Consider the following 24,813-nt stretch of genomic DNA (forward strand, 5'->3'; position numbering starts at 1 on the left):
ATGACGGCGAAGATCTCTTACGACGACGTCGAGGTCGGCACCGAGTTGCCGGCCCAGACCTTTCCGGTGACACGCGCCACACTCGTGCAGTACGCGGGAGCTTCGGGGGACTTCAACCCGATCCACTGGAACGAGAAGTTCGCGGTGGAGGTCGGCCTTCCCGACGTCATCGCGCATGGCATGTTCACCATGGCTGAGGCGATCCGGGTCGTGACCGACTGGGTGAGCGACCCGGGAGCGGTCGTCGAGTACGGCGTCCGCTTCACGAAGCCTGTCGTGGTCCCCAATGACGACAAGGGCGCCACCATCGACGTCAGCGCCAAGGTCGCGGCCAAGATGGACGACAACCGTGTCCGGGTCGACCTGGTCGCCAAGAGCGCGGACCAGAAGGTGCTCGGCATGTCGCGTGCGGTCGTGCGGCTGGCCTGACGGCCATAGCGGTCTCGGTCTCCGTAGACGTAGTAAGGGGCGCACTCCCTGGGAGTGTGCCCCTTACGTCTGTAGCCACCCGCGCCACAGCGAGTGCGGGCGCGGCGGAGCCGTTCTCGTACTCTTGGCCACGTGCAGGAACTCATCGACGCCCCCCTCGCCCCGCTGACCACCTTCCGTCTCGGTGGCCCCGCGACCCGCCTGATCACCGCGACGACCGACGACGAGGTGATCGCGGCCGTCCGCGAGGCCGACGACTCCGGGACCCCGCTGCTGCTCATCGGCGGCGGATCGAACCTGGTCATCGGCGACAAGGGTTTCGACGGGACCGCCCTGCGCATCGCCACCCAGGGCTTCGCCCTCGACGGTACGGAGCTGGAGCTGGCGGCCGGCGAGATCTGGACGGACGCGGTCGCCCGCACCGTCGAGGCAGGCCTCGCGGGCATCGAGTGCCTCGCCGGAATCCCCGGCTCCGCGGGTGCGACGCCGATCCAGAACGTGGGGGCGTACGGCCAAGAGGTCTCCTCGACGATCACCGAGGTGGTCGCGTACGACCGGCGGACCCGCGAGACGGTCGTGATCCCGAACGCCGAGTGCGACTTCTCGTACCGCCACAGCCGCTTCAAGGCCGAGCCCGAGCGTTTCGTGGTCCTGCGGGTCCGCTTCGCGCTGGAGGACGCGCAGGGGATGAGCGCCCCGCTCAAGTACCCCGAGACGGCACGCACTCTCGGTGTCGAGGCGGGCGAGCGGGTCCCGGCCGCGGTCGCGCGAGAGACCGTCCTGAAGCTCCGCTCGGGCAAAGGCATGGTGCTCGACCCCGAGGACCACGACAGCTGGTCGGCCGGGTCCTTCTTCACCAACCCGATCCTCACCGAGGACGAGTTCGCGGCCTTCCACGCGCGCGTGGCGGACCGGCTCGGCCCCGACATCGACCCGCCCGGCTTCCCCGCGGGCGACGGCCGCGTGAAGACGTCCGCCGCCTGGCTCATCGACAAAGCGGGCTTCACGAAGGGCTACGGAGAGGGCCGGGCCCGCATCTCCACCAAACACACCCTCGCCCTCACCAACCGAGGCGGCGCGACCACCGAGGACCTGCTGGCCCTCGCCCGCGAGGTCGTCGCCGGGGTGCGGGACGCCTTCGGGATCACGCTGGTCAACGAACCGGTGATGGTCGGCGTCAGTCTGTAGCCCACTGGCGCCGACGGCAGCCCCTAGTAGGCCACGCCCACGCCCTGCTTCACCGTCGACGGGTCGTCGATCATCGCCGGCATCGCGTGCGCCACATCGGCACGCCCTATGAAGCGCCCGCTGCGCGGCGTGCCGCCGACAGCCTTCCTGTAGACGCCCGTCACGGGCTTGTCCTGGAGCCCCGGCGGGCGTACGGATGTCCAGTCCGTGGCGCTGCGCGCCAGCTCCGCCTCCATGGCCCGCAGGTCCACGTACACGCTCTCCAGGACCGCGCTGACCACGAACCCCAGGACCTTGTCGGCCAAGGACTGCCGCTCGGCGGGCGGGCCGACCGGGGAGGCGCTCACCACCAGCAGCCGGCGCACCCCCTCGGCCTCCATCGCGCCCACCACGGGCCGGGTGAGTTCCGCCGCGATCGCGCGTCCGACATCTTGCGGGCCCCCAGCCCCGAGAGCACCGCATCCCGGCCGGTCACCGCCGCCCACAACGCCTCGGGGTCCCTCAGGTCGCCCTGGAAGACCTTCAGGCCCTCTCCGTCGAAGGCCAGAAGCCCACCCGGGCCCGCATCGTCGACGCGGCGCACGACCTCATGCTCACCATCGGCCTCGCCCGCGCCACCACCAAGGAGATCGTCAGGGCGGCGGGCTGCTCCCAAGCCGCGCTCTACCAGCACTTCGCGAGCAAGGAGGAGCTGTTCGTGGCCGTCCTCCAGGAGAGGCTGCCCGCATCGCCGCGTCCCTGTACGCCGAGACCAAGCTCAAGCGCCGCCACGAGGACGCGCTCCAGGCGATGGGCGTAGGCCACCACGTGCCCATCGAGGCCCTGGACGCCTACCTCCGCGCCGAGCGCGGCGCCGGACGGATCGCTCCCCGACGCCGACACCTTCGCGGCCGCCTCGCTGCTCCTGGGCGCCTGCGCGCAGCGCGCCTTCGCCTACGACGCCGTGGTCGGCAAGCGGCCCTCACAGCCCGTCGAGGAGTTCGCGGCGGCCCTCGCCCGCACGCTCCTGGCGGGGATCAGCCGCTGAGCCACGCGTCGATCCCGGCCAGCAGCTTCTCCCGTACGCCCACGGGGGCGGCCGAGCCGCGGACCGACTGCCGCGCCAGCTCGGCCAGTTCGGCGTCGTCGAAGGCGTGGTGCTCGCGCGCGATCTCGTACTGGGCGGCCAGACGCGAGCCGAAGAGCAGCGGGTCGTCGGCGCCGAGGGCCATCGGCACCCCGGCTTCGAAGAGAGTCCGCAGCGGCACGTCCTCGGGCTTCTCGTAGACGCCCAGGGCGACGTTGGAGGCCGGGCACACCTCGCACGTCACGCCGCGGTCCGCGAGCCGCTTCAGGAGCCGCGGGTCCTCGGCCGCCCGCACCCCGTGCCCGATCCGTGCCGCGCCCAGGTCGTCCAGGCAGTCCCGCACCGAGGCGGGGCCGGTCAGCTCACCGCCGTGCGGCGCCGCGAGGAGCCCGCCGTCGCGCGCGATCGAGAAGGCCCGGTCGAAGTCCCGCGCCATGCCCCGCCGCTCGTCGTTGGAGAGCCCGAAGCCGACGATGCCCCGGTCCGCGTAGCGCACCGCGAGGCGCGCCAGCGTGCGGGCGTCCAGCGGGTGCTTCATGCGGTTGGCGGCGACCAGCACGCGCATCCCCAGGCCGGTCTCCCGCGAGGCGGTGTCGACCGCGTCCAGGATGACCTCAAGGGCCGGGATCAGACCGCCGAGCCGCGGCGCGTACGAGGTCGGGTCGACCTGGATCTCAAGCCACCCCGAGCCGTCCCGCAGATCCTCCTCCGCGGCCTCCCGCACCAGCCGCTGGATGTCCTCGGGCTCGCGCAGACAGGAACGCGCCGCGTCGTAGAGCCGCTGGAAGCGGAACCACCCGCGCTCGTCGGTGGCGCGCAGTTTCGGCGGTTCGGCACCGGTCAGCGCGTCCGGCAGCCGCACCCCGTATTTGTCGGCCAGCTCAAGCAGGGTGGAGGGCCGCATCGACCCGGTGAAGTGCAGGTGCAGATGGGCCTTGGGCAGCTCTCTTATGTCTCGTCCACGCTCCATTCCAGGATCTTGCCGTACGCACCTGGCGTCCCGGTAGCGCCTTTCCCCCTTCGGGGCCTTCCCCGAACGAAGAAACGGGCCGCCTCTCCAGTGGAAAGGCGGCCCGCACGCGCGCGTGGAGCGCTGTTTCCCCTCGCGGAGGGGGACGGATGTCAGTCGCGGGCGTCCGCCAGCAGCTTCTGGAGGCGCGAGATGCCCTCGACGAGGTCCTCGTCACCGAGCGCGTACGAAAGGCGCAGGTAACCCGGCGTCCCGAAGGCCTCACCCGGGACCACCGCGACCTCGGCCTCCTCCAGGATCAGCGCGGCCAGCTCGACGGAGTCCTGCGGGCGCTTGCCACGGATCTCCTTGCCGATGAGGCCCTTGACCGAGGGGTAGGCGTAGAAGGCGCCCTCGGGCTCGGGGCAGAAGACGCCCTCGATGTCGTTGAGCATCCGCACGATGGTCTTGCGGCGCCGGTCGAAGGCCTCGCGCATCTTGTCGACGGCGACCAGATCGCCGGAGACGGCCGCGAGCGCGGCGGCCTGCGCGACATTGGAGACGTTGGACGTGGCGTGCGACTGGAGGTTCGTCGCGGCCTTCACGACGTCCCGCGGGCCGATGATCCAGCCGACACGCCAGCCGGTCATCGCGTACGTCTTGGCGACGCCGTTGACCACGATGCACTTGTCGCGCAGCTCGGGGAGGATCGCGGGGAGCGAGGTGAACTTCGCGTCTCCGTAGACGAGGTGTTCGTAGATCTCGTCGGTCATCACCCACAGGCCGTGCTCGACGGCCCAGCGGCCGATCGCCTCGGCGTCGGCCTCGCTGTAGACGGCGCCCGTGGGGTTCGACGGCGAGACGAAGAGCACGACCTTGGTGCGTTCCGTGCGGGCGGCCTCCAGCTGCTCGACGGAGACGCGGTAACCGGTCGTCTCGTCGGCGACGACCTCGACCGGGACACCGCCGGCCAGACGGATCGACTCCGGGTACGTCGTCCAGTAGGGGGCCGGGACGATGACCTCGTCGCCCGGGTCGAGGATCGCGGCGAACGCTTCGTAGATGGCCTGCTTGCCGCCGTTCGTCACCAGGATCTGCGAGGCGTCCACCTCGTACCCGGAGTCGCGCAGCGTCTTCGTGGCGATCGCGGCCTTGAGCTCGGGGAGGCCGCCCGCCGGCGTGTAGCGGTGGAACTTCGGGTTCTTGCAGGCCTCGACGGCCGCCTCGACGATGTAGTCCGGAGTGGGGAAGTCGGGCTCACCCGCGCCGAAGCCGATCACCGGACGCCCGGCGGCCTTCAGGGCCTTGGCCTTGGCGTCGACAGCGAGGGTCGCGGACTCGGAGATCGCGCCGATGCGCGCGGACACCCGGCGCTCGGTCGGAGAAGTTGCAGCGCTCATGACCCCATCGTTCCAGACCTGGAAGGCCCCCGGTGCGGGGGTTTCCCACAGCGCCGGAACCCAATCTGTTCGACGGGGGGCCGCAGACCACGTACACTCACTGCTCGTTGGCCCTCATCGGCCGCACCCTCTCGACGCACTCCGTGCACCTGGGCGGATGCGGTAGGTTGGGGGAAATCAAAGGGTCGTAGCTCAATTGGTAGAGCACTGGTCTCCAAAACCAGCGGTTGGGGGTTCAAGTCCCTCCGGCCCTGCTACACACTCCTTCGCCAGGATGTGTGCGCATGTACGTACTGCATTGCACCGCCGTGCGGCTCAACCGGGCGCGGCACGGCCACGACCCGGAATCAGGTGAGGACGAGTGACGGACGCCGTGGGCTCCATCGACATGCCTGATGCCCAGGACGAGGCGCCGGAGTCCAAGAAGGCCCGCAAGGGCGGCAAGCGCGGCAAGAAGGGCCCCTTCGGCCGTCTCGCGCTCTTCTACCGTCAGATCATCGCGGAGCTCCGCAAGGTCGTCTGGCCGACTCGCAGCCAGCTCACGACCTACACCACAGTGGTGATTGTCTTCGTCGTCATCATGATCGGCCTTGTGACCGTGATTGACTATGGCTTCAGCCACGCTGTCAAGTACATCTTCGGCTGAGCCGAGAGCGAAGGGCGCCGTACTCGGCGCCCCTATTCGCGTGTTCCACCCCTTGTATCCAGGAAGAAGCAGCCACCGTGTCTGACCCGAACCTGAACGACGCCGTTGAGCCTCGCGGAGAGGACGCGGAGTCCGTGGAGGACCAGCTCGACATCGTCGAGGCGGCGGACGCCGAGGAGCCGGATCAGGCCGAGGCAGCCGACGCCGCCGCGGGCGAGCCCGCCGAAGAGGCCGCCGTCCACCTGGAGGGCGACGCCGAGGCCGACGTCGAGTCCGAAGAGGACGAGGCCGTTGCCGACGCCGAGGCCGCCGACGAAGACGGCGCCGAGGACGAGGAGCTCGTCGAGAAGGAGTCCGAGCCGGTCGACCCGATCGTCGCCCTGCGCGAGGAGCTCCGCACCCTTCCCGGCGAGTGGTACGTCATCCACACCTACGCCGGTTACGAGAACCGCGTGAAGACCAACCTCGAGCAGCGCGCCGTCTCGCTGAACGTCGAGGACTTCATCTTCCAGGCCGAGGTGCCGCAGGAAGAGGTCGCCCAGATCAAGAACGGCGAGCGCAAGACCATCCGCCAGAACAAGCTCCCCGGCTACGTGCTGGTGCGCATGGACCTGACGAACGAGTCCTGGGGTGTCGTCCGCAACACCCCCGGCGTCACCGGCTTCGTGGGCAACGCCTACGACCCGTACCCGCTGACCCTGGACGAGATCGTCAAGATGCTCGCCCCCGAGGCCGAGGAGAAGGCCGCCCGCGAGGCCGCCGAGGCCGAGGGCAAGCCGGCTCCGCCCGCAAGGTCGAGGTCCAGGTCCTGGACTTCGAGGTCGGCGACTCGGTCACCGTCACCGACGGCCCGTTCGCGACGCTGCAGGCGACGATCAACGAGATCAACGCCGACTCGAAGAAGGTCAAGGGCCTCGTCGAGATCTTCGGCCGCGAGACCCCGGTCGAGCTCAGCTTCGACCAGATCCAGAAGAACTAGCCCGCGGCCCCCGCGGCTGCCTCGGCTTCCTCTGGAACACACGCCTCCGAACAGGTCAGACGGGCTGCCAAAGCCTGTCTGACCTGCTCGGTTTTTAGCCGCGCGACTATACCCGTTATCGTTGTGCGGTATGCCTCCATCCGGATGACCGGATGGCCGGCTGAAAACTCTCACTAGGACCCGGAGAGAGCAATGCCTCCCAAGAAGAAGAAGGTCACGGGGCTGATCAAGCTCCAGATCCAGGCTGGTGCCGCCAACCCGGCCCCGCCGGTCGGCCCCGCCCTGGGCCAGCACGGCGTCAACATCATGGAGTTCTGCAAGGCCTACAACGCCGCGACCGAGTCGCAGCGTGGCTGGGTGATCCCGGTGGAGATCACGGTCTACGAAGACCGTTCCTTCACCTTCATCACCAAGACGCCGCCGGCCGCCAAGATGATCCTCAAGGCCGCTGGTGTCGAGAAGGGCTCCGGCGAGCCCCACAAGACCAAGGTCGCCAAGGTCACCGAGGCGCAGATCCGCGAGATCGCGCAGACCAAGATGGAAGACCTCAACGCCAACGACCTGGACGCCGCGTCGAAGATCATCGCCGGCACCGCCCGTTCCATGGGCATCACGGTCGAGGGCTGAGCCTCCTCCCCCGTCTGACCTTTCTCCAGTGGTAGGGCCAAGCGCTGGCCCGCACCACGACTCCATACCTGAACACACCAGGAGCAGCAGTGAAGCGCAGCAAGACTCTCCGCGCTGCGGACGCCAAGATCGACCGGGAGAAGCTGTACGCCCCGCTCGAGGCCGTCCGTCTCGCCAAGGAGACCTCCGCGACCAAGTTCGACGGCACCGTCGAGGTCGCCATGCGTCTGGGCGTCGACCCGCGCAAGGCCGACCAGATGGTCCGTGGCACCGTGAACCTCCCGCACGGCACCGGCAAGACCGCCCGGGTCCTGGTCTTCGCGACCGGTGACCGTGCTGCGGCCGCGGAAGCCGCTGGGGCCGACATCGTCGGCGCCGACGAGCTGATCGACGAGGTCGCGAAGGGCCGCCTGGACTTCGACGCCGTCGTCGCCACCCCGGACCTCATGGGCAAGGTCGGCCGCCTCGGCCGCGTGCTCGGTCCGCGTGGTCTGATGCCGAACCCGAAGACCGGCACCGTGACCCCCGATGTCGTCAAGGCTGTCAACGACATCAAGGGCGGCAAGATCGAGTTCCGTGTCGACAAGCACTCGAACCTGCACTTCATCATCGGCAAGGTGTCCTTCGACGACACCAAGCTGGTGGAGAACTACGCCGCGGCCCTGGAGGAGATCCTCCGTCTGAAGCCGTCGGCCGCCAAGGGTCGCTACATCAAGAAGGCCGCCATCACCACCACGATGGGCCCCGGCATCCCGCTGGACTCGAACCGCACCCGCAACCTCCTCACCGAGGAGGACCCGGCCGCCGTCTGAAACTGACGGCAGCCGCGTCGCGCACGCGTTCTGTGGACGGGCCCCGCAACCTTTCGAGGTGCGGGGCCCGTCCTGTTTGTGTACGAGCCTTTCGGATACGACTGTCAGAGGCGCGCGGCAAGGACGCGGTGCCTCCACGAAGCCAAGGGGTGGGACGAGATGAACAGCACGACCATGCGGCGTACAGGTCTCTCGATCGCGGTGGCGGCCGCGCTGACAGGCCTGGCGGCCTGCGGTTCGGGTGACTCCGGGAGCTCTGCCGACAGAGCCGGGGGCGGGAAGGACAAGGGCGGGATCAATGTCAGCCCAATAGCCGCCCTGCGTACGGTCCAGAAGTCGACCGACCAGGCGGACACCGCCCGGATCGACGGCACGACCTCCATGGGCTCGCAGGTGTCCATGGACATGAAGGGCGTCATGGGCTGGTCCGATGGCATCACGGGCAACGTGACCGTGACCTTCACGGGCGGCACCCAGGCTCAGCAGATGGAGCAGCTCGGCCAGACGAAGATCGACTACCGCTATCTGAAGAACGGCTTCTACGCGAACATGGGGGACAAGTTCGCGTCCCAGGCGGGTGGCGGCAGGCACTGGCTGGAGTACGACTACGAGACGCTGGCCGAGATGAGCGGTGCCGCGGGCGAGGCGTTCCAGGACCAGATGCAGAACAGCACGCCGAACCAGTCGGTGAAGATGCTGCTGGCCTCGGGCGACGTGAAGCGCGTCGGCGAGGAGGAGGTCCGCGGGACGAAGGCGACCCACTACTCGGGCAAGGTCGACGTCGCCGACTTCACCGCCAAGAGCACCGATCTGGACGAGGAGCAGCTCAGCGAGCTGAAGAAGCAGTTCGAGCAGGCCGGCATGAGCACCGAGACGATCGACATCTGGGTCAATGACGACGACCTGCTCGTCAAGAAGATCGAGAAGGCCGACACGAAGAACGGCGCCTTCGAGCAGACCGCCTACTACAGCGACTACGGCACGCCGCTCTCCGTCGAGAAGCCCCCGGCCTCGGACACCGTGGGCTTCAAGGAGCTCATGAACAAGCAGCCCGGCGCATAAACCCGGAGGCCCACGGTCCTGGCGCTCGGGTACGCTCGGCACTCGGAAATGGATCGATCATGTGTTCCTAGGGGTGGGGTCATGACTGTTGGTGCCGTACGTGGAAGCAAGGCGCGCGGGCGGCGGGCGGCGGGTGCCGTGCTCGCCACCGCGCTGCTGTGCACCGGGGCGGTCGCCTGTACCGGCTCGGACGACAACTCCGCCGAGTCCGACAAGAGGGCGGGGAACGCGGGCGGGCACCAGTCCCGCTCGCAGGTGACCGAGGTCATCACGGCCGCGTACAAGAAGACCTCGGCCGCCAAGTCGGCCAAGGTCGAGATGACGATGTCCACGCCGCCGGGCCAGACCGCCAAGGCGATGGGCGGCGCCGGCGAGATGAAGATGTCCGGCGTCATGGGCTGGGACCCGACCGTCATGGACGTGACGATGTCGGGCTCCGCGCTCACGGAGGGCGACCCCGACGCCCCCGAGCAGGTACGGATGCTCTGGCGCGACAACGTGATGTACATGGACATGGGCGCCGCCGCGTCCAAGGACATGGACGGCAAGCGCTGGATGAAGGTGGACCTGAACTCCATCGCGGAGCAGGCCGGCGACGAGAAGCTGGCCAAGCAGATGACCGGCGGCCTGGACAGCATGAGCCAGGACCCCGCGCAGCAGCTCGCGATGCTCCTGGACTCGCCGAACCTGAAGCACCTGGGCGCCGCCGAGGTCGACGGCGTGCAGACCCAGCGCTACAAGGGCCGGCTCACCGTCAAGGAAATGATGGAGTCCAACAAGGGCCTCAAGGAGGTCCTCGGCAAGAGCGAGCGCGAGCAGCTCTTCAAGAACATCGAGAAGTCCGGCATCAAGGGCTACGACACCGAGGTCTGGGTCAACGAGGACGACTACCCGGTCCGTATGGACATCGACATCAAGACGCCCGACGGCACGGTCAAGACCTCGCAGACCTTCTCCGACTACGGCGCGGCCGCCAAGGTCACCCCGCCGCCGGCCGGGCAGACCCTGGACTTGATGGAGATGTTCAAGGAGCTCGGCAAGGGCGGCTCGGGAGCGGGCTCCGACAGCGGCATCGACTCGGACAGCGGCATCGGCTCCGACGGCGACATCTGACCGATTTGCTTGACGAGGACCCGTTCGCGTACTCTTCCCCAGAAGCCAAAGACCGCTGGTCGTTGCTGTGTTCTCAACTCAGAGGGTGCAGTGGCCGAAGGATCCGCTGAAACTGCGGACGACCCGCGCAGGTGACATGTGGAAGTGCTCCCGGACGGGATTCTGTTCGGTCGAGCTCACGCCCCGTGCGCCTGCGCCGGGGCGTCTCGTTTTTCCCAGCCCCTTCTGAGCGGTCCTCATCACCCGGAAGGAGGCCGACGCTCTATGCCGACGCCCGACAAGGCTGCCGCGGTAGCCGAGCTCACGGACAAGTTCCGCAGCTCGAACGCCGCCGTGCTGACCGAGTACCGGGGTCTCACCGTGGCCCAGCTCAAGCAGCTGCGCCGTTCCCTCGGTGCGAACTCCGAGTACGCCGTGGTGAAGAACACGCTGACCAAGATCGCGGCCAACGAGGCCGGGATCAACACGCTCGACGACCTGTTCACGGGTCCGACGGCGGTCGCCTTCGTCACCGGTGACCCGGTGGAGTCGGCGAAGGGTCTTCGTGACTTCGCCAAGGAGAACCCGAACCTCGTCATCAAGGGCGGTGTCCTTGACGGCAAGGCGCTGTCCGCCGACGAGATCAAGAAGCTTGCGGACCTTGAGTCCCGCGAGGTTCTGCTCGCCAAGCTGGCGGGCGCCATGAAGGGCAAGCAGTCCCAGGCTGCCGCGCTCTTCCAGGCGCTTCCCTCGAAGTTCGTCCGCACCGCGGAGGCGCTTCGTGCCAAGAAGGCCGAGCAGGGCGGTGCCGAGTAATTCGGCTCGCACATTGACCGCCGCCTGAGGCGACGGTCACCGCGGGCCCAACGTACGCCCGCCTCCATATACACCCGGCACCCGCCGAATTAGTGGAAGGACGCCACCATGGCGAAGCTGTCCCAGGACGACCTGCTCGCGCAGTTCGAAGAGATGACCCTCATCGAGCTCTCCGAGTTCGTGAAGGCCTTCGAGGAGAAGTTCGACGTCACCGCCGCTGCCCCGGTCGCCGTTGCCGCCGGTGGCGCTGCCGCCGCCCCGGCCGAGGCCGAGGCCGAGCAGGACGAGTTCGACGTCATCCTCACCGGCGCCGGCGAGAAGAAGATCCAGGTCATCAAGGTCGTGCGTGAGCTGACCTCGCTGGGCCTGAAGGAGGCCAAGGACCTCGTCGACGGCACCCCGAAGCCGGTCCTCGAGAAGGTCGCCAAGGACGCCGCGGAGAAGGCCGCCGAGGCCCTCAAGGGCGCCGGCGCCTCCGTCGAGGTCAAGTGACCTCACGAGTCGTCCGACTCTTTTGACCGTTCGTATGGCGGAAACGCTGTAACGCACGGGACGCCAAAGGCGATCACCCATCTGGGTGGTCGCCTTTCGGCGTTCGCGGGCACTCCCGCCAGGGGTGCCTTGCACTGTCGGTCGCGGCGAGTATGGTGATCTTCGTTGTGCCCCGGGACGGCCCGTGACGGTGACGTACTCAGGGCAGAGTCAGGGGCAGGGGGGCCTTGACGAACCGCACGCAGCGCGCAATTCTCAGGACGCGTCGCCACAACGATCCGCATCCGAGGCATGGATCGGCGGCGAAGAGGGCAGTATCGATGTGCATCGAGGGCGCGGCTTGCAGCAGGGGTTGAGAAAAACGAGGGTCTCCCAGAACCCGCACTGGACATCAGTGGGCCAACTGGCTACACTGACCCTTTGCGCTGCCTGTTAGCTGCCTCCTGCCCGTCACCAGGGGCATACCCTCGCTTGAGCACTGTGGACCGGAGCTTCCCTGACCTGGGATCTCTGTCTCTGTGCCGGCTTGGGACCGGTACGCGCGTAGTGAGTCCGAGCCCTCGGAAGGACCCCCTCTTGGCCGCCTCGCGCACTGCCTCGACCGCGAATACGAACAACGGCGCCAGCACCGCCCCGCTGCGCATTTCCTTTGCAAAGATCAAGGAGCCCCTCGAGGTTCCGAACCTTCTTGCGCTGCAGACCGAGAGCTTTGACTGGCTGCTCGGCAACGACGCGTGGAAGGCTCGTGTCGAGGCGGCTCTCGAAAGCGGACAGGACGTCCCCACCAAGTCCGGTCTGGAGGAGATCTTCGAGGAGATCTCCCCGATCGAGGACTTCTCCGGGTCGATGTCCCTGACGTTCCGCGACCACCGTTTCGAGCCTCCGAAGAACTCGATCGACGAGTGCAAGGAGCGCGACTTCACGTTCGCCGCCCCGCTCTTCGTCACCGCCGAGTTCACCAACAACGAGACCGGCGAGATCAAGTCCCAGACGGTCTTCATGGGCGACTTCCCGCTCATGACCAACAAGGGCACCTTCGTCATCAACGGCACCGAGCGTGTCGTCGTGTCGCAGCTGGTCCGTTCGCCGGGCGTCTACTTCGATTCCTCGATCGACAAGACGTCCGACAAGGACATCTTCTCCGCCAAGATCATCCCGTCCCGGGGTGCCTGGCTGGAGATGGAGATCGACAAGCGCGACATGGTCGGTGTCCGCATCGACCGCAAGCGCAAGCAGTCGGTCACCGTTCTGCTCAAGGCTCTCGGTTGGACGACCGAGCAGATCCTGGAGGAGTTCGGCGAGTACGAGTCCATGCGCGCCACCCTGGAGAAGGACCACACCCAGGGCCAGGACGACGCGCTGCTCGACATCTACCGCAAGCTCCGTCCGGGCGAGCCGCCGACCCGTGAGGCCGCTCAGACGCTGCTTGAGAACCTCTACTTCAACCCCAAGCGCTACGACCTCGCGAAGGTCGGCCGCTACAAGGTCAACAAGAAGCTGGGTGCGGACGCTCCGCTCGACGCGGGCATCCTCACGGTCGAGGACATCATCGCCACGATCAAGTACCTGGTGAAGCTGCACGCCGGTGAGACCGAGACCGTTGGCGACAGCGGCACGTCGATCGTCGTCGAGACCGACGACATCGACCACTTCGGCAACCGCCGTCTGCGCAACGTGGGCGAGCTCATCCAGAACCAGGTCCGCACGGGTCTGGCTCGTATGGAGCGCGTCGTCCGCGAGCGCATGACGACCCAGGACGTCGAGGCGATCACGCCGCAGACCCTGATCAACATCCGGCCGGTCGTCGCCTCCATCAAGGAGTTCTTCGGCACCAGCCAGCTGTCGCAGTTCATGGACCAGAACAACCCGCTGTCGGGTCTCACCCACAAGCGCCGCCTGTCGGCGCTTGGCCCGGGTGGTCTCTCCCGTGAGCGGGCCGGCTTCGAGGTCCGTGACGTGCACCCGTCTCACTACGGCCGCATGTGCCCCATTGAGACGCCCGAAGGCCCGAACATCGGTCTGATCGGTTCGCTCGCCTCGTACGGCCGCGTCAACGCGTTCGGCTTCGTCGAGACGCCGTACCGCAAGGTCGTCGAGGGCCAGGTCACCGACGACGTCGACTACCTGACGGCCGACGAGGAAGACCGCTTCGTCATCGCGCAGGCCAACGCGCCGCTGACGGACGACCTCCACTTCGCCGAGGCCCGCGTCCTGATCCGCCGCCGTGGCGGAGAGATCGACTACGTGCCCGGCACGGACGTCGACTACATGGATGTCTCGCCGCGCCAGATGGTGTCGGTCGCGACCGCCATGATCCCCTTCCTTGAGCACGACGACGCCAACCGCGCGCTCATGGGCGCGAACATGATGCGTCAGGCCGTGCCGCTGATCACCGCCGAGGCCCCCCTCGTCGGCACCGGCATGGAGTACCGCTGCGCGGTCGACGCCGGTGACGTGATCAAGGCCGAGAAGGCGGGTGTGGTCCAGGAGGTCTCCGCGGACTACGTCACCGTCACCAACGACGACGGCACGTACACCACGTACCGCATTGCCAAGTTCTCCCGGTCGAACCAGGGCACCTCCGTCAACCAGAAGGTTGTCGTCGACGAGGGCGCCCGCGTGATCGAGGGCCAGGTCCTGGCCGACGGTCCCGCGACCGAAGAGGGCGAGATGGCCCTCGGCAAGAACCTGCTCGTGGCGTTCATGCCGTGGGAGGGTCACAACTACGAGGACGCGATCATCCTGTCGCAGCGCCTCGTGCAGGACGACGTCCTCTCCTCGATCCACATCGAGGAGCACGAGGTCGACGCCCGTGACACCAAGCTCGGCCCGGAGGAGATCACCCGGGACATCCCGAACGTCTCCGAGGAGGTCCTCGCCGACCTCGACGAGCGCGGCATCATCCGTATCGGTGCCGAGGTCGTCGCCGGCGACATCCTCGTCGGCAAGGTCACGCCCAAGGGTGAGACCGAGCTGACGCCCGAGGAGCGCCTGCTCCGCGCGATCTTCGGTGAGAAGGCGCGCGAGGTGCGCGACACCTCGCTGAAGGTGCCGCACGGCGAGATCGGCAAGGTCATCGGCGTCCGCGTCTTCGACCGCGAAGAGGGCGATGAGCTGCCGCCGGGCGTGAACCAGCTGGTTCGTGTCTACGTGGCGCAGAAGCGCAAGATCACCGACGGTGACAAGCTCGCCGGCCGTCACGGCAACAAGGGCGTCATCTCGAAGATCCTGCCGATCGAGGACATGCCGTTCCTGGAGGACGGCACCCCGGTCGACATCATCCTCAACCCGCTGGGTGTCCCGTCCCGAATGAACCCGGGACAGGTCCTGGAGATCCACCTCGGCTGGCTCGCCAGCCGTGGCTGGGACGTCTCCGGCCTCGCGGACGAGTGGGCGCAGCGCCTTCAGGTCATCGGTGCCGACAAGGTCGAGCCCGGCACGAACGTCGCGACCCCCGTCTTCGACGGTGCGCGCGAGGACGAGCTGGCCGGTCTGCTTGAGCACACGATCCCGAACCGCGACGGCGAGCGCATGGTGCTCCCGACCGGTAAGGCGCCGCTGTTCGACGGCCGCTCGGGTGAGCCCTTCCCGGAGCCGATCTCGGTCGGCTACATGTACATCCTCAAGCTGCACCACCTGGTCGACGACAAGCTGCACGCCCGTTCGACCGGCCCGTACTCGATGATCACCCAGCAGCCGCTGGGTGGTAAGGCACAGTTCGGTGGTCAGCGCTTCGGTGAGATGGAGGTGTGGGCGCTTGAGGCTTATGGCGCCGCGTACGCCCTTCAGGAGCTCCTGACGATCAAGTCCGACGACGTGACCGGCCGCGTGAAGGTCTACGAGGCCATCGTCAAGGGCGAGAACATCCCCGAGCCCGGCATCCCTGAGTCCTTCAAGGTGCTCATCAAGGAAATGCAGTCGCTCTGCCTCAACGTGGAGGTGCTGTCCTCGGACGGCATGTCCATCGAGATGCGCGACACCGACGAGGACGTCTTCCGCGCGGCGGAGGAGCTCGGCATCGACCTGTCCCGGCGCGAGCCGAGCAGCGTCGAAGAGGTCTGACGGGTCTGGTCGGGGCCTCCTCGTGAGGCCCCGGCCCTGCCCCGGACCCGTACAGACCATGATTGAGACTCGACCCCGAAAGAGGGATTGACGACAAAGTGCTCGACGTCAACTTCTTCGACGAGCTGCGGATCGGCCTTGCCACCGCGGACGACATCCGACAGTGGTCCCACGGCGAGGTCAAGAAGCCGGAGACCATCAACTACCGCACCCTGAAGCCCGAAAAGGACGGACTCTTCTGCGAGAAGATCTTCGGTCCGACCCGAGACTGGGAGTGCTACTGCGGCAAGTACAAGCGTGTCCGCTTCAAGGGCATCATCTGTGAGCGCTGTGGCGTAGAGGTCACGCGCGCCAAGGTGCGCCGCGAGCGGATGGGCCACATCGAACTGGCCGCTCCCGTCACCCACATCTGGTACTTCAAGGGCGTTCCGTCGCGCCTCGGCTACCTGCTGGACCTCGCCCCGAAGGACCTCGAAAAGGTCATCTACTTCGCGGCGTACATGATCACGTTCGTGGACGAGGAGCGTCGTACCCGCGACCTGCCGTCCCTGGAGGCGCACGTCTCCGTAGAGCGTCAGCAGATCGAGAACCGTCGCGACTCCGACCTGGAGGCCCGCGCCAAGAAGCTCGAGACCGACCTGGCCGAGCTTGAGGCCGAGGGCGCCAAGGCCGACGTACGCCGCAAGGTACGCGAAGGCGCCGAGCGCGAGATGAAGCAGCTGCGCGACCGCGCCCAGCGCGAGATCGACCGTCTCGACGAGGTGTGGAACCGCTTCAAGAACCTCAAGGTCCAGGACCTGGAGGGCGACGAGCTGCTCTACCGCGAGCTGCGTGACCGCTTCGGCACGTACTTCGACGGCTCCATGGGTGCCGCTGCCCTGCAGAAGCGCCTGGAGTCCTTCGACCTCGACGAGGAGGCCGAGCGCCTCCGCGAGATCATCCGTACCGGCAAGGGCCAGAAGAAGACCCGTGCGCTCAAGCGCCTCAAGGTCGTCTCCGCGTTCCTGCAGACCAGCAACAGCCCCAAGGGCATGGTGCTCGACTGCGTGCCGGTCATCCCGCCGGACCTGCGTCCGATGGTGCAGCTGGACGGTGGCCGCTTCGCGACCTCCGACCTGAACGACCTGTACCGCCGCGTCATCAACCGCAACAACCGCCTGAAGCGGCTTCTCGACCTCGGCGCGCCCGAGATCATCGTGAACAACGAGAAGCGCATGCTCCAGGAGGCCGTCGACGCGCTCTTCGACAACGGCCGTCGTGGTCGCCCGGTCACGGGCCCCGGCAACCGTCCGCTGAAGTCGCTGTCCGACATGCTCAAGGGCAAGCAGGGCCGCTTCCGTCAGAACCTCCTCGGCAAGCGTGTGGACTACTCCGCGCGTTCCGTGATCGTCGTCGGTCCGCAGCTGAAGCTGCACCAGTGCGGTCTGCCGAAGGCCATGGCGCTGGAGCTCTTCAAGCCGTTCGTGATGAAGCGCCTGGTCGACCTCAACCACGCGCAGAACATCAAGAGCGCCAAGCGGATGGTCGAGCGCGGCCGCACGGTCGTGTACGACGTCCTCGAAGAGGTCATCGCCGAGCACCCGGTTCTGCTGAACCGTGCGCCCACGCTGCACCGCCTCGGCATCCAGGCCTTCGAGCCGCAGCTGGTCGAGGGCAAGGCCATCCAGATCCACCCGCTCGTCTGCACCGCGTTCAACGCGGACTTCGACGGTGACCAGATGGCCGTGCACCTGCCGCTCTCCGCGGAGGCGCAGGCCGAGGCCCGCATCCTGATGCTGTCCTCGAACAACATCCTGAAGCCGGCCGACGGCCGTCCCGTCACCATGCCGACCCAGGACATGGTGCTGGGCCTGTTCTTCCTCACCACCGATGAGGAAGAGCGCAAGGTCATCGGCGAGGGCCGGTCCTTCGGCTCCACGGCCGAGGCGATCATGGCGTTCGACGCCCGTGAGCTCTCGCTCCAGGCGAAGGTCGACATCCGCTTCCCGGTGGGCACCATCCCGCCGCGCGGCTGGACCCCGCCGGTCAGCGCCGAGGGCGACGACTTCGGTGACGAGCGTGCCTACCAGCAGGGCGACAGCTTCCGGCTGCGTACGACGCTGGGCCGCGCGCTCTTCAACGAGCTGCTGCCCGAGGACTACCCCTTCGTCGACTACTCCGTCGGCAAGAAGCAGCTCTCCGAGATCGTCAACGACCTCGCCGAGCGCTACCCCAAGGTCATCGTGGCGGCGACGCTCGACAACCTGAAGGCGGCGGGCTTCTACTGGGCGACCCGTTCCGGTGTCACCGTGGCCATCTCCGACGTCGTCGTGCCCGAGGCCAAGAAGGCCATCGTCAAGGGCTACGAGGAGCAGGACGAGAAGGTCCAGAAGCAGTACGAGCGCGGTCTGATCACCAAGGACGAGCGCACGCAGGAGCTCATCGCGATCTGGACCAAGGCGACCAACGAGGTCGCCGAGGCGATGAACGCGAACTTCCCCAAGACCAACCCCATCTTCATGATGGTTGACTCGGGTGCCCGAGGAAACATGATGCAGATGAGGCAGATCGCCGGTATGCGTGGTCTGGTGTCGAACGCGAAGAACGAAACGATCCCGCGTCCGATCAAGGCGTCCTTCCGTGAGGGCCTCTCGGTCCTTGAGTACTTCATCTCCACCCACGGTGCCCGTAAGGGTCTGGCGGACACGGCTCTGCGTACCGCCGACTCCGGTTACCTCACCCGTCGTCTGGTCGACGTCTCCCAGGACGTCATCATTCGCGAGGAGGACTGTGGCACCGAGCGCGGTCTGAAGCTCAAGATCGCGGTCAAGGGTGAGGACGGCGTGCTCCGCAAGACGGAGAACGTCGAGACCTCGGTCTACGCCCGCATGCTGGCCGAGGACGTCGTCATCGACGGCAAGGTCATCGCGCCGGCCAACGTCGACCTCGGTGACGTGCTCATCGACGCCCTGGTCGCCAACGGCGTCGAGGAGGTCAAGACCCGCTCGGTCCTGACCTGTGAGTCGGCGGTCGGCACCTGTGCCTTCTGCTACGGCCGCTCGCTCGCCACCGGCAAGCTGGTCGACATCGGTGAGGCGGTCGGCATCATCGCCGCCCAGTCCATCGGTGAGCCCGGTACCCAGCTGACGATGCGTACCTTCCACACCGGTGGTGTGGCCGGTGACGACATCACCCAGGGTCTGCCCCGTGTCGTCGAGCTCTTCGAGGCTCGTACGCCCAAGGGTGTCGCCCCGATCTCGGAGGCGGCAGGCCGCGTCCGTATCGAGGAGACCGAGAAGACCAAGAAGATCGTCGTCACCCCGGACGACGGCAGCGACGAGACGGCGTTCCCGATCTCCAAGCGTGCCAAGGTCCTGGTGCGCGAGGGTGACCACGTCGAGGTGGGCCAGCCGCTCACCTTCGGTGCCACCAACCCGCACGACGTGCTGCGGATCCTCGGTCAGCGCGCGGTCCAGGTCCACCTGGTCGGCGAAGTCCAGAAGGTCTACAACTCGCAGGGTGTGTCGATCCACGACAAGCACATCGAGATCATCATCCGGCAGATGCTGCGCCGCGTGACGATCATCGAGTCCGGCGACGCGGAGCTGCTGCCGGGCGAGCTCGTCGAGCGCTCGAAGTTCGAGACCGAGAACCGTCGCGTCGTGACGGAAGGCGGCCACCCGGCCTCCGGCCGTCCGCAGCTGATGGGTATCACCAAGGCCTCGCTGGCGACGGAGTCGTGGCTGTCCGCGGCCTCCTTCCAGGAGACGACCAGGGTCCTGACGGACGCGGCGATCAACGCCAAGTCCGACTCCCTGATCGGCCTCAAGGAGAACGTCATCATCGGTAAGCTCATCCCGGCCGGTACGGGCCTGTCCCGCTACCGCAACATCCGGGTGGAGCCGACCGAGGAGGCCAAGGCAGCGATGTACTCGGCCGTCGGTTACGACGACATCGACTACTCGCCGTTCGGCACGGGCTCCGGTCAGGCTGTTCCGCTGGAGGACTACGACTACGGGCCGTACAACCAGTAGGGCCGGTAGGGCCTGTAAGGCCTGGGTTTGTTGAAGGGCGGTCGCCTCGCTTTGCGGGGTGGCCGCCCTTCGGCGTTCTCAGCTTCGGGGACTTTCGAGGTAGCGCTGAAGGCTCTGCAGACGGGTGTGGTGGTCCGGGTGTGAGGAGAGCAGCGAGGCCACCGGGCGGAACCGTTCGGTGTCGGGTGGGGCGGAGAGCTTCGACCCACCCTCTTCGGTGATGAACTGTTCGAGCACGTAGGCCAGCTGGGGGCCGAATCCGCAGGCGGCGGCGGAGCGGTCGGCGCGCAGTTCCGTGCGCCGCTTGACTGCGGCGAGGAGCACGGGGACCAGGGGCAGCAGAGCCAGCCAGGGGAACAGATACACCACCACCAGCGTGAGGAGGGTCGTGACCAGGAGGAGTTGGTTCCTGGCTTTCAGGGCCCTCCTGGTGGGCGTGCTGGGACGCAAGGGCTTGGTCAGCCGGTGCAGTGTACGAACGAGCTGCCAGATGAGCCGGGCGGGCAGGGCGTACCAGAAGGCCAGGAGCGCGGTCCAGGAGTGCCCGGTGACGTGGTGGCCGAGTTCATGGGCGAGGACAGCGCCAAGCTGGCCGGGGGGCAGCCGCAGTGCCGCCGATGTCACGGCGACGATGCGTCCGGCGGGGGCCTCTGCGTTGAGGTTCCCGCTCTCGTGGATCCAGAGCCGGTAAGCGGTGCTTTCCACTCCGAAACGAGCCGTGACGTCGTCCCAGGACGCAGAGATCCGGTCCTGCTCGGCGAGTGACGGCGGCCGGTAGCCCAGCATGTGGCGCGCCAGAAAGGACTCGGCGGGGTGGTGAAAGATCAGCATGCCACTGAGCAGCCAGCCCCCAGCCGTGGCCCAGACGGGAAAACGGGTCCAGCTCTCCACCAGGTAGCCGAGACAGGTCATGACCGCGAGCCCGGCGACTGTGTGCGGCAGATGCAAGGCGAGGGAGCTGATGGCCATGGCATCGGCGCTCCGGCGAGGGGCCGCGATGTGTATGCGGCCCGGGCCGGAGGCGGTGTTACGGGGCGGCGGGGGACCGAAGGACGGTTCGTGGCGGTGGTCCGTCGCCGAGGGTATGGGCTCGGGATACTCCGGTTCGTACGGTTGGGACATGGTGTTCCCTCCCTGGGCTAGGAGCTAGGAGCTAGGGGCTAGGGGCGAGGGGCGCTCGGCCGTGCGGGCAAGGGGATGACCGATGCGGGTGGCGGGTCTTCTTCAGGGAGCGGTCCTGACTTCGCCTGTCGCAGAGCGGACCTGAAGAGCGCGAGGACCAGGCGCTGCGGTTCTTCGAGCTGGTACTTCTCCAGAGGTCCGTCCGGGAGGACGCGGTCGATGAGCTGGAGCTGGTTCTCGACCTTCTTGAGTTCGTCGGCGCGCAGGTTGTCCACGACGAGGCGAGTGTCCTGTGGGTGTTCGGACAGATGGAGAAGCAGGGCGTCGAGCCCGCCGCGGGCCAGATGGTGCCGGTAGAAGCCGAGCTTCCGAGTTCTGAGCTCCTGCTCCTGTTCGAGATGGCGCAGCTTCGGGTCCCGCTCCAGCCGCGCCGTGCCTTCCATACGGAGGCCTTGCCTGGCCGCGATGTCGGTAGATGTGTCGAGCAGCCGTTGTACGGAGGCTTCAGCATCGGCACTGGAGGAGATGGGGAAGTTCCGTGTCACCGGACGCGCCAGCCGTTGGAGCACCCGGTTCAGCAAGGCTGGTACATCACGTTCGTGACTGATGACGAACAATTCGGGGTCGACGACCTGCCACGTGAGGTCGAAGGTGGTGTCGAACTCGAAGCTGTCGATCTCGCTGGGGAGCCGGATGCGAAGGCATAACGGCTGAACCCCCATGTCAACCTCGTACACAGCGGTATGGCCGCGGAGGCCGGCGGGGCGCCGGGGAGGCAGGAAGGTCTCGTACGTGTCACCGGCCCCGGCCAGGACGAGGGCGCAGTCCGCGCGGCCCAGGAAGCGTCGGCCCGTCAGCTCATAGCGTGATAGGTGGCGCACGGCCAGGACGGGGTCGGTGAGGCCGGTGGGGCGATCGCACACGTGGGGACGATCCCGCCGTTCGAGCGGTGCGACCCGCTCCAGCTTCCCGGGCCCGGCAGGCTGTTCGGTGAGGGAAGGAGTGAGGGAAGGGGGGAGGGGAAGCTCGAACTCTTGTCTATCCGACGGTTCATGACTGTTCGCCACGGCGGGCTCCTCGGGGGCTCATGGAAGTGCTGGGGCGGCTGCTTGGAGGCGGCCTGTGACGCGCAAAGGACTGCCGTCCGCCTCTCGTGCGGTGCGCAGGAGGTAGCTGATCCGGTGCTGATTGGTGGCGGGGACGACGAGTGCGGGCAACAACAACGCCAGCGCCTCCTCGACCTGCCGGTCGTACTCCGCCACGCGAATCCACCGCTGGAGGGTGTCCAGAGCGCTGTCGGTATGCGCGCGATCGGCCAGAGCCGCACGCCAGAGGGCGGCGAGAAGTCCGTCCTCGTCACTGCCCGGGTCGGTGTGGGCACTGGAGTACCACTGCAGGACAAGAGGACGCTTCGTGCCTTCCTCCGTCTCCCGGCAGGCAAGGCCGAAGGCTCGCAGCACATGGTCGTGCACCGTGGGGTCGTCGTGGAGCAGCGGCACGAGTTGCCTGAGCACCGGTCCGCGCGCCGCAAGGAGCAACAGCTGGGTCGCTTCGGCGAGCTGGCCCGCTTCCTCCTCTTCGTCGTTCTCCAGGCGTACGGCGTCGAGCAGGGCTCCGAGCGCCTCCTCAGGGTGCCTCGGGCCAAGGAGGCCGTAGACACGGATGGCGGTCCAGCGGCGACTGGCGTGCTCGCCGGTGCACCAGGTGTGCAGGATTCGGTGGACGCCCTCCACGTCGATCAGCCCTGCCAGACTGAGTGCGTTGGCCGCGGTGAGCCAGCCGTTGTACGACTTGCCGCCGGCCCAGGGCTCGATCAGATGTGCCATGGCGGACGAAAGGTCGGCCTTGGCGAGGAGCGCGGTGGCGGCAGCGGCACGGGTGCGGACCAGTGGGCGGCCATCTGCCGCGAGTTGCCGGAGCCAACGGACCAGGGCGGGCCGGGTCGAGGGGTGGACGGTCCACACCTCCCGCAGCAGCACGCGAGCGGTATCGGAGTCCTGAAACTCGATGGAGTACTGGGGGACAGGGCCCCACTCCGTGACGTCGTCTCGAGTGGAACCGAGGGCGTGGGCCAGCTCCAGCCGCGAGGAAATGGAACTTCCGAAGATCGGGATACGGGGTGCTTCGTGCGGATTGGCTGTCTCCTGGAGCTGGACGAAGAGGTTGTCGCCGAGCTCGGCGGCGGTGGCGTACGGAGCACGGTCGAAGACGGCGAGGGAGATGAGGAACGCCTTGTCGCGCAGCTCGTCACCGTTCGGTTTCTCCGGCGCGGTCAGCCACCGGGTGACGCGGTCCGCCAGTGCCGACCGGGCGAAGTCGATCAGCTTCTCCTCGTCGAGTTCACCCCGGTGGTGGGCGGCGAGCTGTTCGGCGAACTCCCGTGTCTCTCCGGGCTGGTGGGTGCGTGCGATGAACTCCTCGACCGGCTGCGCCCGACGCAGATGCTGCCAGGCCTCAGCGCCGACCAGGTGAACCACATGAGCGGCGAGGATCTGTTCGACCGGTGGCGGCTCCCAAGTGACACAAGAGACGTCGAGCAATATGGACGATGTCTCCACCGTGACCACGCACAGGCCCCCGTGCCGCGCCAGCTGCTCACGCATGGCCAGCACGTGGGGTTCCAGCAGCGGTTTGCTGCGGCTGGTGGTCAGATCACGCAGGAGGAAGCCCGTGGCACCGTCCAGGGCGTCCGGCAGTGCCGCCGGGGCGGTGCTCGGTTCGAGCAGCCGGACCGGGTGGGCGCCCAGCCGGTGCAGCAGCATCAGCGCGGCGGACCGGCGCCCGGTGGCACGGCTGCCCCGGAGGATGACGATGCGCTCGTCCCGGAGCCGTACCAAGGCCTCCTCGAAGCTCGGGCAACTTCGATAGACGGGGAGCAGTTCCTCCAGGCGGCCCTGAGGGACGTGGCCGGACGCCGTGCGGAGGGACGTGCCGGAGCCCGGTGAGCCGAGCTGGAAGATGACGTCGCCGGCGACATGGCCACCCACCACCCCGAACTGGTCGCGGGTGATGAGGGTTTCCGGGGTGTGGTCGATGAGGTCGCGGCGGGCGGCCCAGGCCGGTTGCCGCTCCCCGGAGCCCTGCGACGACTCATCCTGTTCCTGTCCATCGTCGCCAGAACCCCCGTCCCCCGGGGCGGCACCTTTGCCGGGCTTCTCCACCTTGTCCGGACGGTCACCCCTCGACGGCCTTCCCGCCGGGGGCTGCCCCTCCTGACTCACTGGTTTCCGCCCTGGCCGTGGCCGCGGAAGTCGAACGAGAGGTTGCCGTTGACGTCACCGCCCGCCACCCCGTACTGCGAGCCCATGATCTGTGGGTTTCCGGAGACACCGGTGAAGGAACTGCCGGAGGCGGGCGACCCGGGCCGGGGCGTTCCTCCGGCGTTCCGCCCGGCCGAGGGGACCTGGTGCAGCCAGGCGCTCGTGGGGCCTTCCTTGGCCTGCACAGTGACCTGGTGGAACTCCTCGGGCCGCAGTCCGTGGTGCCCGTGTCGCACCACACCCTGGTACACGCTGTCGGAGACGCAGAGAACACTGCTGCCGTCGGCGCACTTCAACGCTTCCCGCAACGGGTCCGCGTCGAGGAGGCGGAAGGCGTGGTTGAGGTCCGACCCCACCCACCCCTTCTCGTCGAGGGCCACGTACCCGGCGGCGAGCACGATGCGCAACCGCATCCGGGTGCTGCGGGCGATCAGCCGGTTCTTCGCGTGCAACAGCATCGGGGTTTCGGTGAGCAACGCCTTGACCAGTGTCGACACCGGAACGTTGGCGTCGATGAGTTCGACGACGGCGTCGCCCCGGTCGGTGCGCAGCCGCGCCGTCTCGCTGACACCCGCGGCGTTCAGCGAACCGTCCGCGACGTCGTACAGAAGCCGCCGGAGGAAGGCCTGCTCCACGTCGTCCCGGGTGCCGAACTTTTCGATGTCGAAGAGCAGGATGGTGCGGTTCACGGGCTCGGACATGTCTGCCTCTCGTCGGTCGGAAAACTCCGTCGACCAGCACGATGGCGGGCCGGGGGTGATCCTCAGAGGGCCGATGACGCGTACGAACTGTGACCGC

Annotated in this window: 17 protein-coding genes, 1 tRNA gene and 3 pseudogenes; 14 read left to right on the forward strand and 7 right to left on the reverse strand. The window is 67.6% G+C overall.

Annotated elements, in window-relative coordinates; all coding sequences use genetic code 11:
* Together ACOBQB_RS31970 and ACOBQB_RS31975 are read left to right on the forward strand one after the other, a co-directional pair.
* Positions 1–429, forward strand: coding sequence for a MaoC family dehydratase (locus ACOBQB_RS31970; protein WP_423596674.1), 429 nt, complete (start codon positions 1–3; stop codon positions 427–429).
* A 132-nt stretch (positions 430–561) separates the two neighbouring features.
* Complete coding sequence (locus ACOBQB_RS31975; RefSeq protein WP_423596676.1) at positions 562–1,617, forward strand: UDP-N-acetylmuramate dehydrogenase; 1,056 nt, start codon at positions 562–564, stop codon at positions 1,615–1,617.
* Between the two features lie 23 nt (positions 1,618–1,640).
* Here the strand turns inward: ACOBQB_RS31975 and ACOBQB_RS31980 are convergent.
* Positions 1,641–2,272: pseudogene (locus ACOBQB_RS31980) on the reverse strand (NAD(P)-dependent oxidoreductase).
* Between ACOBQB_RS31980 and ACOBQB_RS31985 the strand changes: the two are divergent.
* Positions 2,207–2,644, forward strand: a pseudogene (locus ACOBQB_RS31985) (helix-turn-helix domain-containing protein). The pseudogenes ACOBQB_RS31980 and ACOBQB_RS31985 overlap by 66 nt on opposite strands.
* On the opposite strand, the gene ACOBQB_RS31990 reads toward ACOBQB_RS31985, so the two are convergent.
* Positions 2,634–3,653, reverse strand: coding sequence for an adenosine deaminase (locus ACOBQB_RS31990; protein WP_423596678.1), 1,020 nt, complete (start codon positions 3,651–3,653; stop codon positions 2,634–2,636). The pseudogene ACOBQB_RS31985 and the gene ACOBQB_RS31990 overlap by 11 nt on opposite strands.
* Before the next feature lie 152 nt (positions 3,654–3,805).
* Positions 3,806–5,032, reverse strand: a complete 1,227-nt coding sequence (locus ACOBQB_RS31995; RefSeq protein WP_423596680.1) for a pyridoxal phosphate-dependent aminotransferase — start codon at positions 5,030–5,032, stop codon at positions 3,806–3,808.
* Between the two features lie 181 nt (positions 5,033–5,213).
* On the opposite strand from ACOBQB_RS31995, the gene ACOBQB_RS32000 reads away from it, so the two are divergent.
* The 11 genes and pseudogenes from ACOBQB_RS32000 to ACOBQB_RS32050 all read left to right on the forward strand — a co-directional run bounded on the left by ACOBQB_RS32000 (position 5,214) and on the right by ACOBQB_RS32050 (position 19,633).
* A tRNA-Trp gene (locus ACOBQB_RS32000) sits at positions 5,214–5,286 on the forward strand.
* Positions 5,287–5,393: 107 nt separating this feature from the next.
* Positions 5,394–5,678 carry a preprotein translocase subunit SecE gene (gene secE / locus ACOBQB_RS32005; RefSeq protein ID WP_398515311.1) on the forward strand — a complete coding sequence of 95 codons (285 nt, stop codon included), beginning with the start codon at positions 5,394–5,396 and terminating at the stop codon, positions 5,676–5,678.
* Between the two features lie 77 nt (positions 5,679–5,755).
* Positions 5,756–6,657 (forward strand): annotated as a pseudogene (nusG, locus tag ACOBQB_RS32010) (transcription termination/antitermination protein NusG).
* Between the two features lie 192 nt (positions 6,658–6,849).
* Positions 6,850–7,284, forward strand: coding sequence for a 50S ribosomal protein L11 (rplK, locus tag ACOBQB_RS32015; RefSeq protein ID WP_030782612.1), 435 nt, complete (start codon positions 6,850–6,852; stop codon positions 7,282–7,284).
* Between the two features lie 89 nt (positions 7,285–7,373).
* Positions 7,374–8,096, forward strand: a complete 723-nt coding sequence (rplA, locus tag ACOBQB_RS32020) for a 50S ribosomal protein L1 (RefSeq protein WP_423596682.1) — start codon at positions 7,374–7,376, stop codon at positions 8,094–8,096.
* Positions 8,097–8,255: 159 nt separating this feature from the next.
* Positions 8,256–9,158, forward strand: a complete 903-nt coding sequence (locus ACOBQB_RS32025; protein WP_423596684.1) for a hypothetical protein — start codon at positions 8,256–8,258, stop codon at positions 9,156–9,158.
* 81 nt (positions 9,159–9,239) lie between these two features.
* On the forward strand, positions 9,240–10,271 hold the full coding sequence (locus ACOBQB_RS32030) for a hypothetical protein (protein ID WP_423596686.1): 1,032 nt from the start codon (positions 9,240–9,242) through the stop codon (positions 10,269–10,271).
* A 264-nt stretch (positions 10,272–10,535) separates the two neighbouring features.
* Entirely contained in the window at positions 10,536–11,066 is a 531-nt protein-coding gene (gene rplJ, locus ACOBQB_RS32035; RefSeq protein ID WP_030782600.1) for a 50S ribosomal protein L10, read from the forward strand.
* Positions 11,067–11,174: 108 nt separating this feature from the next.
* Positions 11,175–11,558 carry a 50S ribosomal protein L7/L12 gene (gene rplL, locus ACOBQB_RS32040; RefSeq protein ID WP_030782597.1) on the forward strand — a complete coding sequence of 128 codons (384 nt, stop codon included), beginning with the start codon at positions 11,175–11,177 and terminating at the stop codon, positions 11,556–11,558.
* Between the two features lie 576 nt (positions 11,559–12,134).
* Positions 12,135–15,620 carry a DNA-directed RNA polymerase subunit beta gene (gene rpoB / locus ACOBQB_RS32045; RefSeq protein ID WP_423596689.1) on the forward strand — a complete coding sequence of 1,162 codons (3,486 nt, stop codon included), beginning with the start codon at positions 12,135–12,137 and terminating at the stop codon, positions 15,618–15,620.
* A gap of 98 nt (positions 15,621–15,718) precedes the next feature.
* Positions 15,719–19,633, forward strand: coding sequence for a DNA-directed RNA polymerase subunit beta' (locus ACOBQB_RS32050; RefSeq protein ID WP_127910227.1), 3,915 nt, complete (start codon positions 15,719–15,721; stop codon positions 19,631–19,633).
* A 78-nt stretch (positions 19,634–19,711) separates the two neighbouring features.
* Here ACOBQB_RS32050 and ACOBQB_RS32055 read toward each other — a convergent pair whose 3' ends face one another.
* The 4 genes from ACOBQB_RS32055 to ACOBQB_RS32070 form a co-directional block, all read right to left on the reverse strand.
* Positions 19,712–20,602 (reverse strand): M48 family metalloprotease, encoded by an 891-nt coding sequence (locus tag ACOBQB_RS32055; protein WP_423596691.1) that lies wholly within the window; start codon positions 20,600–20,602, stop codon positions 19,712–19,714.
* Between the two features lie 191 nt (positions 20,603–20,793).
* Complete coding sequence (locus ACOBQB_RS32060; protein ID WP_423596693.1) at positions 20,794–21,678, reverse strand: hypothetical protein; 885 nt, start codon at positions 21,676–21,678, stop codon at positions 20,794–20,796.
* A gap of 162 nt (positions 21,679–21,840) precedes the next feature.
* Positions 21,841–23,916: a hypothetical protein gene (locus ACOBQB_RS32065; protein ID WP_423596695.1), complete on the reverse strand. Its 2,076-nt coding sequence runs from the start codon at positions 23,914–23,916 to the stop codon at positions 21,841–21,843.
* Positions 23,917–23,972: 56 nt separating this feature from the next.
* A complete protein-coding gene (locus ACOBQB_RS32070) occupies positions 23,973–24,716 on the reverse strand; it encodes a hypothetical protein (protein WP_423596697.1) in 744 nt (247 codons plus the stop codon).
* Between the last annotated feature and the right edge of the window lie 97 nt (positions 24,717–24,813).

The organism is Streptomyces sp. G5(2025), from assembly GCF_049542075.1.
Taxonomy (GTDB): Bacteria; Actinomycetota; Actinomycetes; order Streptomycetales; family Streptomycetaceae; genus Streptomyces.

Coding starts and splice junctions, on each gene's coding strand:
- ACOBQB_RS32055 (WP_423596691.1), bottom strand. CDS start 20,602: ATGGCCATCAGCTCCCTCGCCTTGCATCTGCCGCACACAGTCGCCGGG.
- ACOBQB_RS32030 (WP_423596686.1), top strand. CDS start 9,240: ATGACTGTTGGTGCCGTACGTGGAAGCAAGGCGCGCGGGCGGCGGGCG.
- rplK (WP_030782612.1), top strand. CDS start 6,850: ATGCCTCCCAAGAAGAAGAAGGTCACGGGGCTGATCAAGCTCCAGATC.
- rplJ (WP_030782600.1), top strand. CDS start 10,536: ATGCCGACGCCCGACAAGGCTGCCGCGGTAGCCGAGCTCACGGACAAG.
- ACOBQB_RS31970 (WP_423596674.1), top strand. CDS start 1: ATGACGGCGAAGATCTCTTACGACGACGTCGAGGTCGGCACCGAGTTG.
- ACOBQB_RS32070 (WP_423596697.1), bottom strand. CDS start 24,716: ATGTCCGAGCCCGTGAACCGCACCATCCTGCTCTTCGACATCGAAAAG.
- ACOBQB_RS32025 (WP_423596684.1), top strand. CDS start 8,256: ATGAACAGCACGACCATGCGGCGTACAGGTCTCTCGATCGCGGTGGCG.
- ACOBQB_RS31990 (WP_423596678.1), bottom strand. CDS start 3,653: ATGGAGCGTGGACGAGACATAAGAGAGCTGCCCAAGGCCCATCTGCAC.
- rplL (WP_030782597.1), top strand. CDS start 11,175: ATGGCGAAGCTGTCCCAGGACGACCTGCTCGCGCAGTTCGAAGAGATG.
- ACOBQB_RS31995 (WP_423596680.1), bottom strand. CDS start 5,032: ATGAGCGCTGCAACTTCTCCGACCGAGCGCCGGGTGTCCGCGCGCATC.